Here is a 17,799-nt window from a genome sequence, read left to right as displayed (position 1 = left end):
CGCAGCACGCGAGGGGGGCGACATGTTCATGATGACGCTGACCCAGGCGCACGCGCTGCTGCCCGGCAGCCGCCTGGTGGCCGCCGACCCCACCGCGCTGGCCGCCGCCCACATCCACCGCGTGCACACCGACACGCGCACGCTGCAGCCGGGTGACCTGTTCGTGGCGCTGCGCGGCGAACGCTTTGACGCGCACGACTTCCTGCCCCAGGCCCGCGCCGCCGGTGCCGTGGCGGTGATCGCCGAGCGTGGCCTCGCCACGTGCGGCCTGCCCGGCGTGGAAGTGCCTGACGCACTGGCCGCGCTGCAGCAGCTGGCCAGCGCCTGGCGCGCGCGCCACACGCTGCCGCTGGTGGCGGTGACCGGCAGCAACGGCAAGACCACGGTCACGCAGATGGTGGCCGGCATCCTGCGCGCCTGGGTGGGCGAGGACGATGCGCTGGCCACCGCCGGCAACTACAACAACCACATCGGCGTGCCGCTCACCGCGCTGCGCCTGCGCCCGCACCACCGCGCCGCGGTGCTCGAGCTGGGCATGAACCATCCGGGCGAGATTGCCGAGCTGGCCGCCATCGCCCAGCCCACGGTGGCCATCGTCAACAACGCGCAGCGCGAGCACCAGGAGTTCATGGCCTCGGTGGAAGCCGTGGCGCACGAAAACGGCAGCGTCATCAGCGCCTTGCCGGCCAGTGGCGTGGCGGTGTATCCGGCCGACGATGCCCATGCCGGCATCTGGCAGGCCCTGGCCGGCACGCGGCCCACGCTGAGCTTTGCGCTCGACGCCGTGGCCGATGTGCACGACGACGCCGTGTGGGTGGCCGACGACGGCGCTGCCGGCGATGCCACCGCCGGCCTGGCGGGCTACTGGGCGCTGCGCCTGCACACCCCGGCCGGCCCGGCCGAATGCCACCTGCATGCCGCCGGCCGCCACAACGTGCGCAATGCGCTGGCTGCGGCCGCCGCCACGCTGGCCGCCGGTGCGCCGCTGGCCGCGGTGCTGGCCGGGCTGGAAGCCTTCCGCCCGGTGAGCGGCCGCTCGCAGGCCAGCCGGCTGATGCTGGGCGGGCGCAGCGTCACGCTGGTGGACGACAGCTACAACGCCAACCCCGACTCGGTGCGTGCCGCCATCGAGCTGCTGGCCAGTCTGCCCGGCCCGCACTGGCTGGTGCTGGGCGACATGGGCGAGGTGGGCGACGAAGGCCCGGCCTTCCATGCCGAGGTGGGCGCCCTGGCGCGCGCACTCGGCATCCACACGCTGTGGACGGCCGGCCCGCTGTGCGCGCATGCGGCGCAGGCCTACGGCCAGGCCTCGGCGGACAGCAGCACCCGCGGCGCCGCTGCCCGCCACTTCAATGACGCCGCGGCCGTGGTGGCCGCGCTGGATGAGGCACCCGCCTGTGGCGCGGTGCTGGTGAAAGGATCGCGCTTCATGCGCATGGAACAGGTGGTGCGCGCGCTGCGCGACCGTGCGGCCGCGGCCGCCAAGGCCGGCTCGGCGCAGGAGGGGGGGCCATGCTGCTGAGTCTGTCGCAGTGGTTGCTGACGCTGTACCCCGAGTGGGGCTTTCTGCGCATCTTCCAGTACCTGACCTTTCGCGCCGTGATGTCGGCGATGACCGCGCTGCTGATCGGCCTGGCCTTCGGGCCGTGGGTCATCCGCCGCCTCACCGAGCTCAAGATCGGCCAGCCGATCCGCGAGTACGGCGTGCAGGCCCATCTGCAAAAGCGCGGCACGCCCACCATGGGCGGCGTGCTGATCCTGATCGGCATCGCCGTGTCCACCGTGCTGTGGTTCGACTGGACCAACCGCTTCGTGTGGGTGGTGATGGTGGTCACCTTCGGCTTCGGCGCCGTGGGCTGGGTGGACGACTGGCGCAAGGTGGTGAAGAAAGATCCCGAGGGCATGCGCTCGCGCGAGAAGTTCTTCTGGCAAAGCCTGGTCGGCCTGCTGGCCGCCATGTACCTGGCCTTCGCGGTGTCGGAGAGCACCAACCAGAAGGTGCTGGAGCTGTTCTTCGAGTGGATCCGCAGCGGCTTCAACACCGCGCTGCCGCCCAAGGCCGGCCTGATGGTGCCGTTCTTCAAGACCATCAACTACCCGCTGGGCGTGCTGGGCTTCATCGGCGTGACCTACTTCGTCATCGTCGGCTGCAGCAATGCAGTGAACTTCACCGACGGGCTCGACGGCCTGGCCATCATGCCGGTGGTGCTGGTGGGCTCGGCGCTCGGCATCTTTGCCTACATCGTGGGCAATGCGGTGTACAGCAAGTACCTGTTCTTTCCGCACATCCCCGGTGCCGGCGAGCTGCTGATCTTCTGCGGCGCGCTGGCCGGCGCGGGCCTGGCGTTCCTGTGGTTCAACGCCCATCCGGCCCAGGTGTTCATGGGTGACGTGGGCGCGCTGTCACTGGGCGGCGCGCTGGGCACCATCGCCGTCATCACGCGCCAGGAGATCGTGCTCGGCATCATGGGCGCGGTGTTCGTGGCCGAGGTGCTGTCGGTGATGATCCAGGTGAGCTGGTTCAAGTACACCAAGAAGCGCTATGGCGAAGGCCGGCGCATCTTCCTGATGGCGCCGCTGCACCACCACTTCGAGAAGAAGGGCTGGCGCGAGACCCAGGTGGTGATCCGCTTCTGGATCGTCACCATGCTGCTGTGCCTGGTGGGCCTGGCCAGCTTGAAGCTGCGGTGATGACGACCCCCACGCTCACTGCGTTCGCTGCCCCCCGAGGGGGGGCGCGGCCTGCTTGGCGCGGCCCGGCGCTGGCCGCGCCGCGTCTGCGGAGGTCGGCATGAACCATTTGCGTGACCTCGATGTGCTGGTGCTGGGCCTGGGCGACTCCGGCCTGGCCATGGCGCGCTGGTGCGTGCGCCACGGTGCGCGCGTGCAGGTGTGGGACTCGCGGCCCAACCCGCCGCAGGCGGCGGTGCTGGCGGCCGAGCTGCCGGCCGTGACGCTGCGCTCGGGCACGCTGGGCGCCGACGACCTGGGCGACTTCAAGCTGGTGCTCAAGAGCCCCGGCCTGGCACCGCACGATGCGCGCATCGTCGGCCTGCTGCAGGCCGCGCGCGCCATCGGCATTGCGGTGGCAGGCGAGCTGGATCTGTTTGCCCGCGCGCTGGCCGACCTGAAGGCCGACCGCGGCTACGCCCCGGCTGTGCTGGCCATCACCGGCACCAATGGCAAGACCACCACCACCGCCATGACCGCGCTGCTGGTGCAAAGCTGCGGCAAGCGCGTGGCCATGGCCGGCAACATCGGCCCGACGATGCTGGACACCCTGGCCGCCGCGCTGGATGCCGAGCCGGTGCGTGAGGCCGAACCGGCGGCTGAAGCGGTGGCGGCCGCGGCAGAGCTGCCGCTGGCAGTCGATGAGCCGGCAGCTGCCGCCGAAGCCGCCGCGGTCGTCGATCCCGCCGAAGCGGCCGTGGCCGACGAAGCCGTGGCAGCAGCCGATGCGACCGATGTGGTCGACGCCGCGGCCGAGGCAGCGGCCGACGCGCCAGCCGACACCCCCGCCGACGACGACGAACCCGCGCCGCTGCCCATCGCCCCGCCGCCGCCGGCTGCGCCGGTGTTCGAGGTGCTGCCCGAGGTCTGGGTGCTCGAGCTCTCCAGCTTCCAGCTTGATGGCGTGCAGGGCTTTGCGCCCAGCGCCGCCGCGGTGCTCAACATCACGCAGGACCACCTCGACTGGCATGGCGACATGGCCGCCTATGCCGCGGCCAAGGCCCGCATCCACGGCCCGGCCGGCGTGGAGGGGCCCACCGTGATGGTGGTCAACCGCGACGACCTGCAGGTCGAGGCCATGGTGCCGGCGCCGGTGGTGATCAAGGGCGGGCGCGGCATCAAGCCGCGCACGCTGGCGCGCAAGGTGCTGCGCTTCGGGCTCGATGCCCCGCAGCAGCCGGGCGATTTCGGCCTGGTCACCGAGAACGGCATGGCCTGGCTGGTGCGCGCCCGCGAGCTGGACGAAACCCTCAAGCGCAACAGCCGCAAGGCCGCTGCCGAGGAGGTCGAGATCCAGCTGCAGCGCCTGATGCCGGCCGATGCGCTGCGCGTGCGTGGCCGCCACAACGCCGCCAATGCACTGGCCGCGCTGGCCCTGGCCACCGCCATCGGCTGTGCGCTGGCGCCGATGCTGCATGCGCTGCGCGACTACGCCGGCGAGCCGCACCGCGTGGCCTATGTGGCCACCGTGGGCGGCGTGGAAGCCTTCGACGACAGCAAGGGCACCAATGTGGGCGCCACCGTGGCCGCGCTGGACGGCCTGGGTGCCGACAAGGCGCCGGCCCGGCTGGTGGTGATCCTGGGTGGCGACGGCAAGGGCCAGGACTTTGCGCCGCTGGCCCCGGGCGTGGCCCGCCATGCCCGCGCCGTGGCGCTGATCGGCCGCGATGCGCCGGCCATTGCCAGCGCCCTGGCCGGCGTGGCCGGCGAAGGCACGGCGCTGCCGCTGCAGCAGCACGACTCGCTGGAGGCCGCCGTGCTGTGGTGCTTTGAGCAGGCGCGTCCGGGCGATGCCGTGCTGCTGAGCCCGGCCTGCGCCAGCCTGGACATGTTCCGCAACTACGCCCACCGCGCCGACGTGTTCGTGGCCGCGGTGCAGGCCGAAGCCGATGCACGCGGGGAGTTCACCGGATGAGCACGCTGGCCGACCGACTCAACCCCCTGAGCTGGCTGCAGGCGCTGCGCGCCGCACGCGCCGACGCCGGCGCCGGCACCGAGCGGGTGCCGATCCACGACTGGCAGGGCCCCACGGCCGGCCAGGCGCCGCGCATCGCCGGCTTCGACACCGCGCTGGTGTGGTGCACGCTGGGCCTGCTGGCGCTGGGCCTGGTGATGGTCTATTCGGCCAGCGTGGCCCTGCCCGACAGCCCCAAGTACGCGCGCTACTCGTCCACCTTCTTCCTCAGCCGCCATGCCTTTGCGCTGGCGCTGGCCTGCGTGGCCGCGCTGGTGGTGGTGCAGATCCCCGTCAACCAGTGGGAGCGCTGGGCGCCGTGGCTGTTTGTCGTGGCGCTGCTGCTGCTGGCCCTGGTGCTGGTGCCGGGCATCGGCAAGGGCGTCAACGGCGCACGCCGCTGGCTGCCGCTGGGGGTGATGAACTTCCAGCCCAGCGAGCTGGCCAAGCTGGGCATGGCCATGTACGCCGCCAGCTACATGGTGCGCAAGATGGAGGTGAAGGAGCGCTTCTTCCAGGCCGTGTGGCCGATGGCGGTGGCGCTGGCGGTGATCGGCCTGCTGCTGCTGGCCGAGCCCGACATGGGCGCCTTCGTGGTGATCGCGCTGGTGGCGCTGGGCATCCTGTTCCTGGGCGGCGTCAACGGCCGCATGTTCTTCCTGAGCTTCACGGTGCTGCTGGCAGCCTTTGCCGCGATGATCGCGCTCAGCCCCTTCCGCCGCGAGCGCATCCTGGCCTTCCTGGACCCCTGGGACCCGGTGTATGCCAAGGGCAAGGGCTACCAGCTCACCCACTCGCTGATCGCCATCGGCCGCGGCGAGTTCTCGGGCCAGGGCCTGGGCGGCAGCATCGAGAAGCTGCACTACCTGCCCGAGGCGCACACCGACTTCCTGATGGCCGTGATCGGCGAGGAGCTGGGCTTCATCGGCATGGCCTGCGTCATCGTGGCCTTCTTCTGGCTCACCCGCCGAATCTTCGTCATCGGCCGCCAGGCGGTGGTGCTCGACCGCGTGTTTGCCGGCCTGATGGTGCAGGGCATCGGCATCTGGTTTGGCGGCCAGGCGCTGATCAACATGGGCGTGAACCTCGGCGCCCTGCCCACCAAGGGCCTCACGCTGCCCTTGCTGAGCTACGGCGGCTCGGCCATCCTGATGAACATGATCGCCCTCGCCATCGTGTTGAGAGTCGACATTGAAAACCGGCAGCTCATGCGAGGAGGCCGAGCATGAGTGCGACGCGCAGCGGCGCCACGGCGTGCAACGCCGCATGCAGGCTTGGGCGAAGCCAGAATCGGCAGCTCATGCGAGGAGGACGGGCCTGATGCCGCATCTCGTCGTCATGGCGGCAGGCACCGGCGGGCACATCATGCCCGGCCTGGCGGTGGCGCGCGAAGTGCAGCGCCGCGGCTGGACCGTGAGCTGGCTGGGCACCACCACGGGCATGGAAAACAAGCTGGTGCCGCCCACCGGCATCGCGATGGACACGCTGGCCTTCAGCGGCCTGCGCGGCAAGGGCCTGCTGCACACGCTGACCGGCGCCGCGCGCCTGCTCAAGGCGCTGTGGGACAGCGCCGGCGTGCTGCGCCGGCGCAGTGCCAGCGCCGTGCTGGGCATGGGCGGCTATGTGTGCTTTCCGGGCGGCTGGGCCGCCGCGGCGCTGGGCAAGCCGCTGATGCTGGTGAATGCCGATGCCGCGCTGCTGCTGTCCAACCGCAGCCTGCTGCCGGTCGCCGACCGCGTGGCCTTCGGCTTTGACGGCCCGGCGGCGCAGGTCAGGCACGGCCTGGTCACCGGCAACCCGGTGCGCGCCGAGATCGAGGCCATTGCGCCGCCGGCGCAGCGCTATGCCGGCCGCAGCGGCCCGCTGCGGCTGCTGGTGGTGGGCGGCAGCCTGGGCGCCCAGGTGCTCAACAGCACGCTGCCCCAGGCGCTGGCCGCGCTGCCGGCCGCCCAGCGCCCGAGCGTCACGCACCAGACCGGCGTCAAGGACGCCGAGGCCGTGCGCGCCGCCTACGCCGCGGCCGGCATCGGGCCCGAGCAGGCCGAGGTGCTGCCCTTCATCGACGACATGGCCAGCCGCCTGGCCAGCTGCGACCTGATCGTCTGCCGCGCCGGTGCGGTGACGGTGAGCGAGCTGTGCGCCGCCGGCGTGCCGGCCATCCTGGTGCCGCTGGTGGTGAGCACCACCGCCCACCAGCGCGACAACGCCCGCTGGCTGGCCGAGCAGGGCGCCGGCATCCACCTGCCGCAGACCGAGCTGAATGCTGAGGCCCTGGCGCGGCAGCTGGCCGCACTCGACCGGCCGGCGCTGCTGGCCATGGCCGAGAAGGCGCGCGCCGCCGCCCGGCCCCAGGCCGCCGCACGCGTGGCCGACGAACTTGAACGGCTGGTGAACAAGTCATGAAACACATGCTCGTCAAGCGCACCCACGTCATCGCGGATCCGGCAGCGCCGATGCAGCGGCCCGGCCAGGCGGAGATCGGCGCATGAAACACGCGGTCAAGCGCATCCACTTCATCGGCGTGGGCGGCGCCGGCATGTCCGGCATCGCCGAGATCCTGCACAACCTGGGCTACCAGGTGTCGGGCTCCGACCAGGCCGCCAGCACCACCACCGAGCGCCTGGCCGGGCTGGGCATCCGCGTGGCCATCGGCCACGATGCCGCGCACATCGGCCGCGCCCAGGCAGTGGTGACCAGCACCGCGGTGCGGGGCGACAACCCCGAGGTGATCGCGGCGCGTGCCAGCGGCATCCCGGTGGTGGCCCGCGCGCAGATGCTGGCCGAACTGATGCGCCTGAAGGCCGGCATCGCGATCGCCGGCACGCACGGCAAGACCACCACCACCTCGCTGGTGGCCAGCGTGCTGGCCGAGGCCGGTGTCGACCCCACCTTCGTGATCGGCGGCAAGCTCAATGCCGCCGGCGCCAACGCCCGCCTGGGCTCGGGCGAGTACATCGTGGTCGAGGCCGACGAGAGCGACGCGTCGTTCCTGAACCTGACACCGGTGCTCAGCGTGGTGACCAACATCGACGCCGACCACATGGACACCTACGCGCACGACTTTGCGCGGCTCAAGGCGGCCTTCGTCGACTTTCTGCACCGCATGCCCTTCTACGGCGCGGCCATCGTCTGCACCGACGACCCCGGCGTGCGCAGCATCCTGCCGATGGTCTCGCGCCCGGTGGTCAGCTACGGCTTCAACGCCGAGGCCCAGGTGCGTGCGGTGAACGTGCAGGCCATGCCCGGCGGACAGATGCGCTTCACCTGCCAGCGCCGCGAGCCCGGCAACGACGGCCAGGCCCTGCCCGACCTCGAGGTCACGCTCAACCTGCCCGGCGAGCACAACGTGCGCAATGCGCTGGCCACCATTGCCGTGGCCACCGAACTGGAGCTGGACGACGCCGCCACGGTGCGCGCGCTGGCGGCCTTTGCCGGCGTGGGCCGGCGCTTCCAGCGCTACGGCGAGCTGCCGGTGCCCGCCACCCGCGGCGGCGGCCTGTTCAGCCTGATCGACGACTACGGCCACCACCCGGTGGAGATGGCGGCCGTGATCGCCGCGGCGCGCGGCGCCTTTCCGGGCCAGCGCCTGGTGCTGGCGTTTCAACCCCACCGCTACACCCGCACGCGCGACTGCTTCGAAGACTTCGTCAAGGTCATGGGCCAGGCCGACGCCGTGCTGCTGACCGAGGTGTATGCCGCCGGCGAGGCGCCCATCGTGGCCGCCGATGGCCGCGCGCTGGCGCGCGCCTTGCGTGTGGCGGGCCGCGTCGATCCGGTGTTCGTCGACGACGTGGCGGCGCTGCCCGAGGCCATCGTGGCCCATGCGCGCGGCGGTGATGTGGTGATCGCGATGGGTGCCGGCTCGATCGGTGGCGTGCCGGCCCAGGTGGTGGCGCGGCTGGCGCAGGAGAACAACGAATGATGTACGCAGCACTGAGCGCGACGCGCGCCGGGCCGCTCCCAGGCCGGCCCGCCATCCCCTCGGCGGACAAGGGGCTGACATGTCCTTGACGGTGGCCGATCTGCCGCATGTGGATGTTGCCGCGCTGGGCAAGGTGGCGGTGCTGATGGGTGGCAGCAGCGCCGAGCGCGAGGTGTCGCTGATGTCGGGCGCCGGCGTGCTGGCGGCGCTGACCGGCCAGGGCGTCGACGCCCATGCCTTCGACCCCGCCGGGCGCGCGCTCGACGAGCTCAGGCGCGAGGGTTTCGACCGCGTGTTCATCGCGCTGCACGGCCGCCACGGCGAAGACGGCACGGTGCAGGGCGCGCTCGAGCTGCTGGGCCTGCCCTACACCGGCTCGGGCGTGATGGCCTCGGCCGTGGCCATGGACAAGACCATGACCAAGCGCGTGTGGAAGGCCGAATCGCTGCCCACGCCGGCCTGGGTGTGGCTGAGCCCGCAAGAGCAGAGCCGCGAGCGCGTGATCGCCATCCCCGACACGCTGGGCCTGCCGCTGATCGTGAAGCCGCCGCGCGAGGGCTCGACCATCGGCATCAGCAAGGTGCAGGGCTACAGCGACATGGCCCAGGCCGTGCAGCTGGCCACCCGCTACGACCCCGACCTGCTGTGCGAGCAGTTCATCGAGGGCGACGAAGTGACCTGCCCGGTGATCGGCGAAGGGGCGTCCGCAAGGGCCCTGCCGGTGGTCAAGATCGTGGCCCCCGAGGGCAACTACGACTACCAGAACAAGTACTTCAGCGACGATACTCGCTACCTGTGTCCCAGCACCTTGCCCCCCGACGAAGAGCGTGAGATCCAGCGCCTTGTCGTCGCCGCCTACCGGGCACTGGGCTGCCGCGGATGGGGGCGCGCCGACCTGATGATCCGCGCCGCCGACCGCAAGCCCTTCCTGCTGGAGATGAACACCTCGCCCGGCATGACCGGGCACTCGCTGGTGCCGATGTCGGCCCGCGCCGCCGGCATCAGCTACGAGCGGCTGTGCCTGCACCTGCTGTCGCTGGCCACGCTGGACGGCGCCCGCAGCAACCCGCCGGTCAGCGCCAGCTGAGCACTATGGCCAGCTACGTCCCGCACAGCTTCGCATTCGGTCAGGGCAGCGCCGCGCGCGCGCCGCTGCCGGCCGATGTGCGCCTGATGCAGGCCACCGCCAACACGCTGCTGCTGGTGGCCGGTGTGGCCGTGTGCGTGGCGGCCGTGGCCTGGGCATTGCGGCTGCCGGCCTTTGCGCTGCGCGCCATCCGCATCGACGGCGAGGTGGCGCGCAACAGCGAGACCACCATCCGCGCCAATGCCGCGCCCAAGCTGGCCGGCAACTTCGTCACCCTCGATCTGCAGAAGGCGCGGGCGGCCTTTGAATCGGTGCCCTGGGTGCGCCACGCGATGGTGCGCCGAGTGTGGCCGATGCGCCTGGCCGTCGACCTGGAAGAGCACAAGCCCGCCGCCCTGTGGGCCGCCGCCGATGGCAACGACCGCCTGGTGAACAGCTTTGGCGAGGTGTTCGAGGCCAACATCGGCGATGTTGAAGACGACCGCCTGCCGCGCCTGCAAGGCCCCGAAGGCAGCGCCGCGCTGATGCTGGCGATGTACCAGCGCCTGGTGCCGCTCATCGCGCCGCTGCAGGCCGGCGATCTGGCCGGCCTGCACCTCTCGCCGCGCGGCTCGTGGCGGCTGTCGCTCGGCAAGGGCGCCACCGTCGAGCTGGGCCGCGGCAGCGACGACGAGGTGCTGGCCCGCACCCAGCATTTCGTGCGCACGCTGCCGCAGGTGGTGGCGGCCTACCAGCGCCCGCTCGAGTCGGCCGATCTGCGCCACGTGGGCGGCTTTGCGGTCAAGCTGCGCGGCGTCACCACGCAGCTCAGCGCGCCGCCCGTCCGCAAGAAGTGACATCCGCACAAGACCCGTTCGCAACCCGAGCACCGCGACAAGAAAGCAGCACAGCAAGGCACTTATGGCCAAGGAATACAAGGATCTGATCGTCGGCCTCGACATCGGCACCGCCAAGGTGATGGCGGTGGCCGCCGAGGTGCTGCCCGGTGGCGAGCTGCGCCTGGCCGGGCTGGGCATTGCGCCCTCGCATGGCCTCAAGCGCGGCGTGGTGGTCAACATCGACGCCACCGTGGCCAGCATCCAGCAGGCGCTGAAAGAGGCCGAGATGATGGCCGCCTGCAAGATCGAGCGCGTCTACACCGGCATCACCGGCAGCCACATCCGCGGGCAAAACAGCACCGGCATGGTCATCGTGCGCGACAACCGCGAGGTCACGCCGGTGGACGTGCACCGCGTGGTCGAGACCGCCAAGGCGATCAACATCCCGAACGATCAGCGCCTGCTGCTGGTGGAGCCGCAGGAGTTCGTGATCGACGGCCACGAGGTCAAGGAGCCGATCGGCATGAGCGGCTCGCGGCTCGAGGTCAAGGTGCACATCGTCACCGGCGCGCAAAGCGCGGCCGAGAACATCCTCAAGTGCGTGCGCCGCTGCGGCCTGGAGGTGGAGCGCCTGGTGCTCAACCCCAGCGCCAGCGCCGCCGCCGTGCTGACGGACGACGAGAAGAGTCTGGGCGTGGCCGTGGTCGACATCGGCGCCGGCACCACCGACGTGAGCATCTACACCGAGGGCTCGATCCGCCACACCGCGGTGATCCCCATCGCCGGCGACCTGATCACCAGCGACATCGCGATGGCGCTGCGCACACCCACCAAGGACGCCGAGGAGATCAAGGTCGAGTACGGCGTGGCCAAGCAACTGCTGGCCGACCCGGCCGAGGCGCTCGAGGTGCCCGGCCTGGGCGACCGCGCACCGCGCATGCTCAGCCGCCAGGCGCTGGCCGGCGTGATCGAGCCGCGCGTCGAAGAGATCTACTCGCTGGTGCACCAGGTCATCCGCGAATCGGGCTACGAAGAGCTGCTCAGCTCGGGCATCGTCATCACCGGCGGCTCCGCCGTGATGCCCGGCATGGTGGAGCTGGGTGAAGACATCTTCCTCAAGCCGGTGCGCAAGGGCGTGCCCACGTACCACGGTGCCCTGTTCGACATGGTGGCCAACCCCCGCTCGTCCACCGTGATGGGCTTGCTGGAAGAGGCCCGCATCGCCCGTGCACGCGGGCACAAGGTGGCGCAGCAGGCGGGGTCGGTGAAGACCATCGTCGGCCGCGCCAAGGACTGGTTTCTCGGCAATTTCTAACAGGGACGGTTCACGTCCCGAGACACGACCGCTTCGGCAGCGCCGAAGCAACCCAATCAACGGCAACTGCTTGACTAGACACAGGAGGTCTCCATGCCCATCGAAATGATCGAAGAATTCGACCAAGGTACCCGCATCAAGGTGGTGGGTGTGGGAGGCGGCGGCGGCAACGCCGTCGAGCACATGATCAGCCAGGGTGTGCAGGGCGTGGAGTTTGTGTGCGCCAACACCGACGCGCAGGCGCTCAACCGCAGCAGCGCGCACACCCTGATCCAGCTGGGCGACAACGGCCTGGGCGCCGGCGGCAAGCCCGACAAGGGCAAGGAGGCCGCGCACGAGGCCGAGGCCCGCGTGCGCACGGCGCTGGAAGGCGCGCACATGGTCTTCATCACCGCCGGCATGGGCGGCGGCACCGGCACCGGCGCCGCGCCGGTGGTGGCCAAGGTGGCCAAGGAGATGGGCATCCTGACCGTGGGCGTGGTGACCAAGCCCTTCGAGTTTGAAGGCCCGCGCCGCATGAAGCAGGCCGACTCGGGCACCAGCGAGCTCGAAGCCAACGTCGACAGCCTGATCGTGGTGCTCAACGAGAAGCTGCTCGAAGTGCTGGGCGACGACATCACGCAAGATCAGGCCTTTGCGCATGCCAACGATGTGCTGAAAAACGCCGTGGGCGGCATCAGCGACATCATCCACATGCACGGTCTGGTAAACGTCGACTTCGAAGACGTCAAGACCGTGATGAGCGAGCCCGGCAAGGCCATGATGGGCACGGCCACTGCCAGCGGCCCGGATCGCGCCAACAAGGCGGCTGACGCTGCCGTGGCCTGCCCGCTGCTGGAAGGCATCGACCTGTCGGGCGCCCGCGGCGTGCTGGTGCTGATTGCTGCCAGCAAGACCAACTTCCGCCTGAACGAAAGCAAGGCGGCGATGAACACCATCCGCCGCTATGCCGCCGATGACGCGCACATCATCTACGGCGCGGCCTATGACGACAGCCTGGGCGACCAGATGCGCGTGACCGTGATCGCCACCGGCCTGTGCCAGCGCAAGCCGCAGGCTGCACCGCTGACCGTGGTGCAGCCGGCCGCCGCGCTGCGCACCGGCACCGACAACCTGCCGATCCTGAACACCGTGGCGCAAATGGGCGGCCAGGGCCAGGGCCTGCCCGGCACCACCGCGCACGACTACAGCAACCTCAGCACGCCCAGCGTGTGGCGCTCGGCCCGCACCCAGGCCGCGGCCAAGGTGGAAGCCCTGTCGTCGAACGGCATGGACGAGATCGAGATCCCGGCCTTCCTGCGCAAGCAGGCGGATTGAGCCCGCGCGTGCAAGGCCGGATGGCCTTGCGCGACCGTGCGCCAGCTGAAGTTCGCAAGCCCCGCAGTGCGAGACGTCGCGCTGCGGGGCTTGGTGCTTGTGACGCGCCTCTGATGGTTTCGGGCGCGGTCTGGCCGCAAGGTCAGGTGTCAGTTGACGACCATCAGGTGACGCTCGAAACCCAGGCCGCTTACCGGTCGCTCGGCGTCAAGGTCGGCGCACTGCAGACGGTCATCTGCTTGAATTCGCCACGGATCGCGAAAGCTACCTCCGCGCCATTCAGTTGCCTCGACCCGTCGGCCGCCCGCGGCCCCGCCTTTGGCTCAGAGGCTGAGATCTTTTTGCCCGAGCTGGCACGAGATCCGCTTGAGGCGAAGGACGAACAAGACGGAAGTGAGCGGGTCGGGCGAAGGTGATCTGTTTGGTGAGGTGCCTGCAGGCCCGCAGCCGGAAGCTGCGAGGGCTGCTGGTCAGCGAGCAGGCGCGGCACGAATCCACGAACCCAACCGGCAGCAGTTGGAGTTGCGAGCGCTGGACTTGGAGGCGCTGCTGCCGCCGGAGCATCGGGCGCGCATGGTCTGGGCCTACGTTGAGCGCCAGGACCTGAGCGCGTTGCTGGCGGGCATCAAGGCCCGCGGTGCTGCACCCGGACGGCGGGCGACGGATCCGCGGGTGCTGTTCGCGCTGTGGCTGTATGCGACGCTCGAAGGCGTGGGCAGCGGGCGCGAGCTGGCGCGGCTGATGCAGGAGCACCACGCGTACCGCTGGATCTGTGGCAGCGTGCCGGTGAACTACCACCTGCTCAACGACTTTCGCAGCACCCAGGTGGCGCTGATGGACCGGCTGCTGACGGACAACGTGGCGGTGCTGGCCTCGGCGGGGCTGATCCGGCTGGTGCGGGTGGCGCAGGATGGCATGCGGGTGCGGGCCTCGGCGGGCGCGGCCCCGTTCAAGCGCCAGGGCACGTTGCGCGAGCACCAGGCCAAGGCCGGCGAGATGGTGCGCACGCTGCGCGAGGAGGCGCTCGCTGACCCCGGCGGGGCCAGCCGGCGCTCGCGTGCAGCGCGTGAGCGTGCCGCCGTCGAGCGCGAGCAGCGCTTGCAGCAAGCGCTGGCACGGCTGCCCGAACTGCAAGAGGCCAAGCGCCGCAATGGCCGCAGTGCCGACGAGGCCCGCGCCAGCACCACCGATGCGCAGGCCAGCGTGATGAAGATGGCCGACGGCGGCTGGCGCCCGGCGTACAACCTGCAACTGGCCACCGACTGCGCGAGCCAGGTCATCGTCGGTGTCGATGCGGTGATGGCGGGCTCGGACATGGCGCAACTCGTACCGATGGTCGAGCAGGTCGAGCAACGCCTGGGCCGCGCGCCCGAGCAGTGGCTGGTCGATGGAGGCCTCCCGGCGCACGCGCAGATCGATGCGGTGGCGCACAAGACCGCGGTGTACGCCCCGGTGCCCGAGCCCAAGGCGCCAAAGGCCAAGCCGACCATGCCGATCAAGCCGGGCGCAGCCGAGCAAGGCGACGACGAGCCGCCCGCCCCGCCAGCCAGTCGCTACGACCCCAAGCCCGACGACAGACAGCCCCGCGGTGGTCGCGTGGCGACAGCGCATGGGCACCGAGGCGGCGCGCGAGCTCGACGAGGAGCGAGCAGCCACGGCCGAATGCGTCAACGCCTTGGCACGCAACCGGGGACTGCAGCGGCTGCCGGTGCGTGGCCTGCAGCGGGTGCTGGGCGTGGTCAGGCCTTTTGCACTGGCGCACAACCTGATGCGCACGGCACGGCTGGCGCCGCAGCTCGTCGGTTGGGCTTGAAGCCCGGCCGGCCAGCGCCGGCAGGCCTTGAGGGCCTAGCAGCGCACGCCTGACGAGGCTGAATGCGTTGGCAATCCGCACGCCACCCGGTCCTCGTCACAGCAGCTTGAGCACGCTGCGCACGCACAACCATCAAACCCTTCGCCGCTGAACCTCACCGCTCGCACGGCGCGGACGAAACGATCTCAAGCTCTCAGGCGATGCTTGCGCCCAGTGCCGGGAAGACGTCGGTGAACAGCAGCGTGATCAGTTGCTGGCCAGCCGGCGTGGACCAGTCCTGCGCAATCTCGGCCATCAGCGTATTGGTGGCGGTGAGCACCACGCCGGCGTCATGCATGCGCTGGCGCGAGAACTCTTCGGACAGCAGGCTCGGCGAGCCCGAAGCGTCCATCACCGCCTGCACATTGAAACCCTCCTGCGCGGCATCGATCGCCGGGAAAATGAGGCAGACGTCGGTGGTGACGCCAGCCATGATCAGGTTCTTGCGGCCGGTGGCGAGCACGGCGTTCTTGAAGTCAGCATAGGCCCACGCATTGACTACGCCGGGCCGCTTGACGCGCGCCGCATGCGCCTCGGGCAGCACTTGGGCAATTTCGGGGAGGATCGGGCCCTGGGCGCGTTCTTCCTGGCTGGACGTGATCACAACCGGCATGTTCAGGATCTTCGCCATCTTGGCCAGTGCGATGGATTGCTTTGCGGCCTGTTCGCGGTCGATGTTCTTGATCAGCTTCATCGTGCCGACCTGGTGGTCGATGAGCAGCAGGGCCGAGTTCTCGGCGGTGAATCGTTCAACTTTCATGGTGTGACTCCTTGAGGAAGGGTGGGGCAAGCGGACGCGGCTGTGGCTCACAGTCGGCCCATGTCGCCCCGTTGGTAGGCGGCGGTGGCCGCGATCAGGTTCTGTTGGCTGGCAAACGCCATCGGGCCGTTGGAAAAAAGAGGCTGGCGCAGCGGCTCGCCGATGAAGACGGCGACCTTGGAGATGCCGTCCTTGGCAACAAGCCTGTGGCCCGTTGCTGCATCCGAGATCGGCAGGAACACAGCGCCAAGGTCGTCCAGGCCGAAGCCAACGCCGTCGATTTCTGCGCTGCCGTTGACTGGCATGACGAAGGCGCGACGGCCGGCAGGAACGGGGATCGCCAGTTCGGCATCGGCGTCCAGCGTGATGTCCAGCAGCGTCACGTCGGTCGGTGGCGCCAGCGGCGAGTGCACCTCGCCGTAGGAACCCAGCGGCACGCGCACGCGTGCACCGGGCAACTGCACCACAGGCACGTCCTGCGTGGCCAGGCTCAGCGCGAACGGCGCCGCGTTCTGGCGGGATTCAGGCAGGTTGACGAAGATCTGCAGCAGGTGCGTGGTGCTGCCCGTCACGGCGGGCACCTCTTCGTGGACCACGCCCCGCCCCGCGGCGGTCCAGTGCAGGCCGCCTGGTTCGATCAGGTTGCGCGTGCCCAGTGAATCGCGCGATTGGCCATGCCGGTCTCGGAGTCGAGGAACAGGTAAGTCACCGCAGAGAAGCCCGCGTGCGGATGCGGCGGAAAGGTGGGCGCGCTCATCCAGGCGTGGTCGATGCCGATGAAGGGGTCGAGCTGCGCCGGGTCGGCGCCATGCAGGCGCACTGCGCGGAACTGGGCGCCATGGTTGGCGCGCTGCATGCGGACGAGGGTGGCCATGGCCTTTGCCTTTCGTAGAGGTGGGCCTGTCAGGCCGTCGCCAGCGTCGGGTAGTCGATGTAGCCCTGCGCGGTGGGTGGTGCGAAGAAGGTGTTGCGGTCCGGCGTGTTCAGCGCGGCGCCAACGCGGAAGCGCTCCGGCAGGTCGGGGTTCGCGAGGAAGGCGCTGCCGAACACGACCGCATCGGCCGAGCCTGATGCCACCAGCTTCTCGGCGCTGTCCTGCGTGAGGCCGCTGCCGATCAGGTAGCTGCCATCGAAGAGCGGGCGCAGCACCGCGTGGTAGTCGAAGGCGGCGCCGAACAGTGCCACGTGCAGGTAGGCCAGGCCCTTGCCGCGCAGCTGCTCGACCAGGTAGGCGTAGGTCTCTTGCGGGGCGGCATCGGTGATGCTGTTGTAGTTCATCTCCGGAGACAGCTTGATGCCGACACGGTCGGCGCCGGCCTCGGCCACCATGGCGTCCAGGACCTGCAGTACGAAGCGGGCGCGGTTCTCCACAGAGCCACCGTATTGATCCTTGCGTTGGTTGCTGCCGGATGACAGGAACTGCTCGGGCAGGTAGCCCGAAGCCCCATGCAGCTCCACGCCGTCGAAGCCGGCTTCGATGGCATGACGTGTGGCCTGGCGGTACCCGTCGACCACACCGGCGATCTCGGCGACGCTCAGTTCGCGCGGGGTTTCGAAGTCGACCTGGCCGACGGGCGTCCAGGCCTTGCCTTCAGGCTTGATCGCCGACGGGGCCACCGGCGTGGCACCACCCAGCAGCGACGGGTGCGAGACGCGCCCGCAATGCATCAGCTGCATGAAGATGCGGCCGCCCTTGGCGTGCACGGCCTCGGTCACCTTCTTCCATGCGGCCATCTGCGCTGCGGTCTCGATGCCGGGCGTGTGCACATAGCCCTTGCCCATGGCGGACGGGAAAACGCCCTCGGTGATGATCAGACCAGCGCTGGCGCGCTGGGCGTAGTAGGTGACGGTCAGGTCGCTGGGCACGCCGTCGGCATCGGCCCGTGAGCGGGTCATCGGCGCCATCACCAGGCGGTTGGCGGCGGGCGTGCGGCCGATGCGGACGGGGGTGAGAAGTGGGCTCATGGCTGTTCCAGGGATGGTTGGGCTGCGATGGCCGAATCTTCCGCTGTCCTGCCTTGTGGATAAAGTAGGTACGATGGAA

13 protein-coding genes and 2 pseudogenes are annotated in these 17,799 nt (G+C 70.1%); 12 read left to right on the top strand and 3 right to left on the bottom strand.

The features are described from left to right. The first annotated feature begins 28 nt into the window (after window positions 1-28). The 12 genes and pseudogenes from N4G63_RS18740 to N4G63_RS18685 all read left to right on the top strand — a co-directional run bounded on the left by N4G63_RS18740 (window position 29) and on the right by N4G63_RS18685 (window position 14,956). Window positions 29-1,522, top strand: a complete 1,494-nt coding sequence (locus tag N4G63_RS18740) for a UDP-N-acetylmuramoyl-tripeptide--D-alanyl-D-alanine ligase (RefSeq protein ID WP_314600217.1) — start codon at window positions 29-31, stop codon at window positions 1,520-1,522. Next, window positions 1,513-2,691: a phospho-N-acetylmuramoyl-pentapeptide-transferase gene (gene mraY / locus N4G63_RS18735; RefSeq protein WP_260787336.1), complete on the top strand. Its 1,179-nt coding sequence runs from the start codon at window positions 1,513-1,515 to the stop codon at window positions 2,689-2,691. The genes N4G63_RS18740 and mraY overlap by 10 nt, the downstream gene beginning before the upstream one ends. A gap of 100 nt (window positions 2,692-2,791) precedes the next feature. Continuing rightward, window positions 2,792-4,645: a UDP-N-acetylmuramoyl-L-alanine--D-glutamate ligase gene (murD, locus tag N4G63_RS18730; RefSeq protein WP_260787337.1), complete on the top strand. Its 1,854-nt coding sequence runs from the start codon at window positions 2,792-2,794 to the stop codon at window positions 4,643-4,645. Next, window positions 4,642-5,913, top strand: a complete 1,272-nt coding sequence (gene ftsW, locus N4G63_RS18725; RefSeq protein ID WP_260787338.1) for a putative lipid II flippase FtsW — start codon at window positions 4,642-4,644, stop codon at window positions 5,911-5,913. Before murD ends, ftsW begins: the two co-directional genes overlap by 4 nt. 91 nt (window positions 5,914-6,004) lie before the next feature. Beyond that, window positions 6,005-7,087: an undecaprenyldiphospho-muramoylpentapeptide beta-N-acetylglucosaminyltransferase gene (murG, locus tag N4G63_RS18720; RefSeq protein ID WP_260787339.1), complete on the top strand. Its 1,083-nt coding sequence runs from the start codon at window positions 6,005-6,007 to the stop codon at window positions 7,085-7,087. Between the two features lie 82 nt (window positions 7,088-7,169). Next, window positions 7,170-8,606: a UDP-N-acetylmuramate--L-alanine ligase gene (gene murC, locus N4G63_RS18715; RefSeq protein ID WP_260787340.1), complete on the top strand. Its 1,437-nt coding sequence runs from the start codon at window positions 7,170-7,172 to the stop codon at window positions 8,604-8,606. Window positions 8,607-8,685: 79 nt separating this feature from the next. Next, a complete protein-coding gene (locus tag N4G63_RS18710; RefSeq protein WP_314600054.1) occupies window positions 8,686-9,693 on the top strand; it encodes a D-alanine--D-alanine ligase in 1,008 nt (335 codons plus the stop codon). A 5-nt stretch (window positions 9,694-9,698) separates the two neighbouring features. Continuing rightward, a complete protein-coding gene (locus tag N4G63_RS18705; RefSeq protein ID WP_260787342.1) occupies window positions 9,699-10,529 on the top strand; it encodes a cell division protein FtsQ/DivIB in 831 nt (276 codons plus the stop codon). A gap of 64 nt (window positions 10,530-10,593) precedes the next feature. Next, window positions 10,594-11,826 carry a cell division protein FtsA gene (gene ftsA / locus N4G63_RS18700; RefSeq protein ID WP_260787343.1) on the top strand — a complete coding sequence of 411 codons (1,233 nt, stop codon included), beginning with the start codon at window positions 10,594-10,596 and terminating at the stop codon, window positions 11,824-11,826. Between the two features lie 93 nt (window positions 11,827-11,919). Further along, entirely contained in the window at window positions 11,920-13,143 is a 1,224-nt protein-coding gene (gene ftsZ, locus N4G63_RS18695; protein ID WP_260787344.1) for a cell division protein FtsZ, read from the top strand. A gap of 146 nt (window positions 13,144-13,289) precedes the next feature. After that, the gene (locus tag N4G63_RS18690) at window positions 13,290-13,559 is read left to right on the top strand and encodes a hypothetical protein (RefSeq protein WP_260787693.1); all 270 of its coding nucleotides are present in this window, start codon (window positions 13,290-13,292) and stop codon (window positions 13,557-13,559) included. A 13-nt stretch (window positions 13,560-13,572) separates the two neighbouring features. Then, window positions 13,573-14,956, top strand: a pseudogene (locus N4G63_RS18685) (IS1182 family transposase). Window positions 14,957-15,149: 193 nt separating this feature from the next. Here N4G63_RS18685 and N4G63_RS18680 read toward each other — a convergent pair. From N4G63_RS18680 to N4G63_RS18670, 3 genes and pseudogenes are all read right to left on the bottom strand, one after another. After that, entirely contained in the window at window positions 15,150-15,755 is a 606-nt protein-coding gene (locus tag N4G63_RS18680) for an isochorismatase family protein (RefSeq protein ID WP_314600053.1), read from the bottom strand. 47 nt (window positions 15,756-15,802) lie between these two features. After that, window positions 15,803-16,629, bottom strand: a pseudogene (locus N4G63_RS18675) (pirin family protein). 29 nt (window positions 16,630-16,658) lie between these two features. Next, entirely contained in the window at window positions 16,659-17,720 is a 1,062-nt protein-coding gene (locus tag N4G63_RS18670; protein ID WP_260787678.1) for an alkene reductase, read from the bottom strand. Window positions 17,721-17,799: the final 79 nt, after the last annotated feature.

The sequence above is a fragment of the Aquabacterium sp. OR-4 genome (genome assembly GCF_025290835.2).
In the GTDB taxonomy this organism is placed as follows: domain Bacteria; phylum Pseudomonadota; class Gammaproteobacteria; order Burkholderiales; family Burkholderiaceae_C; genus Pseudaquabacterium.
This window is presented reverse-complemented; position numbering and strand designations above follow the sequence as displayed.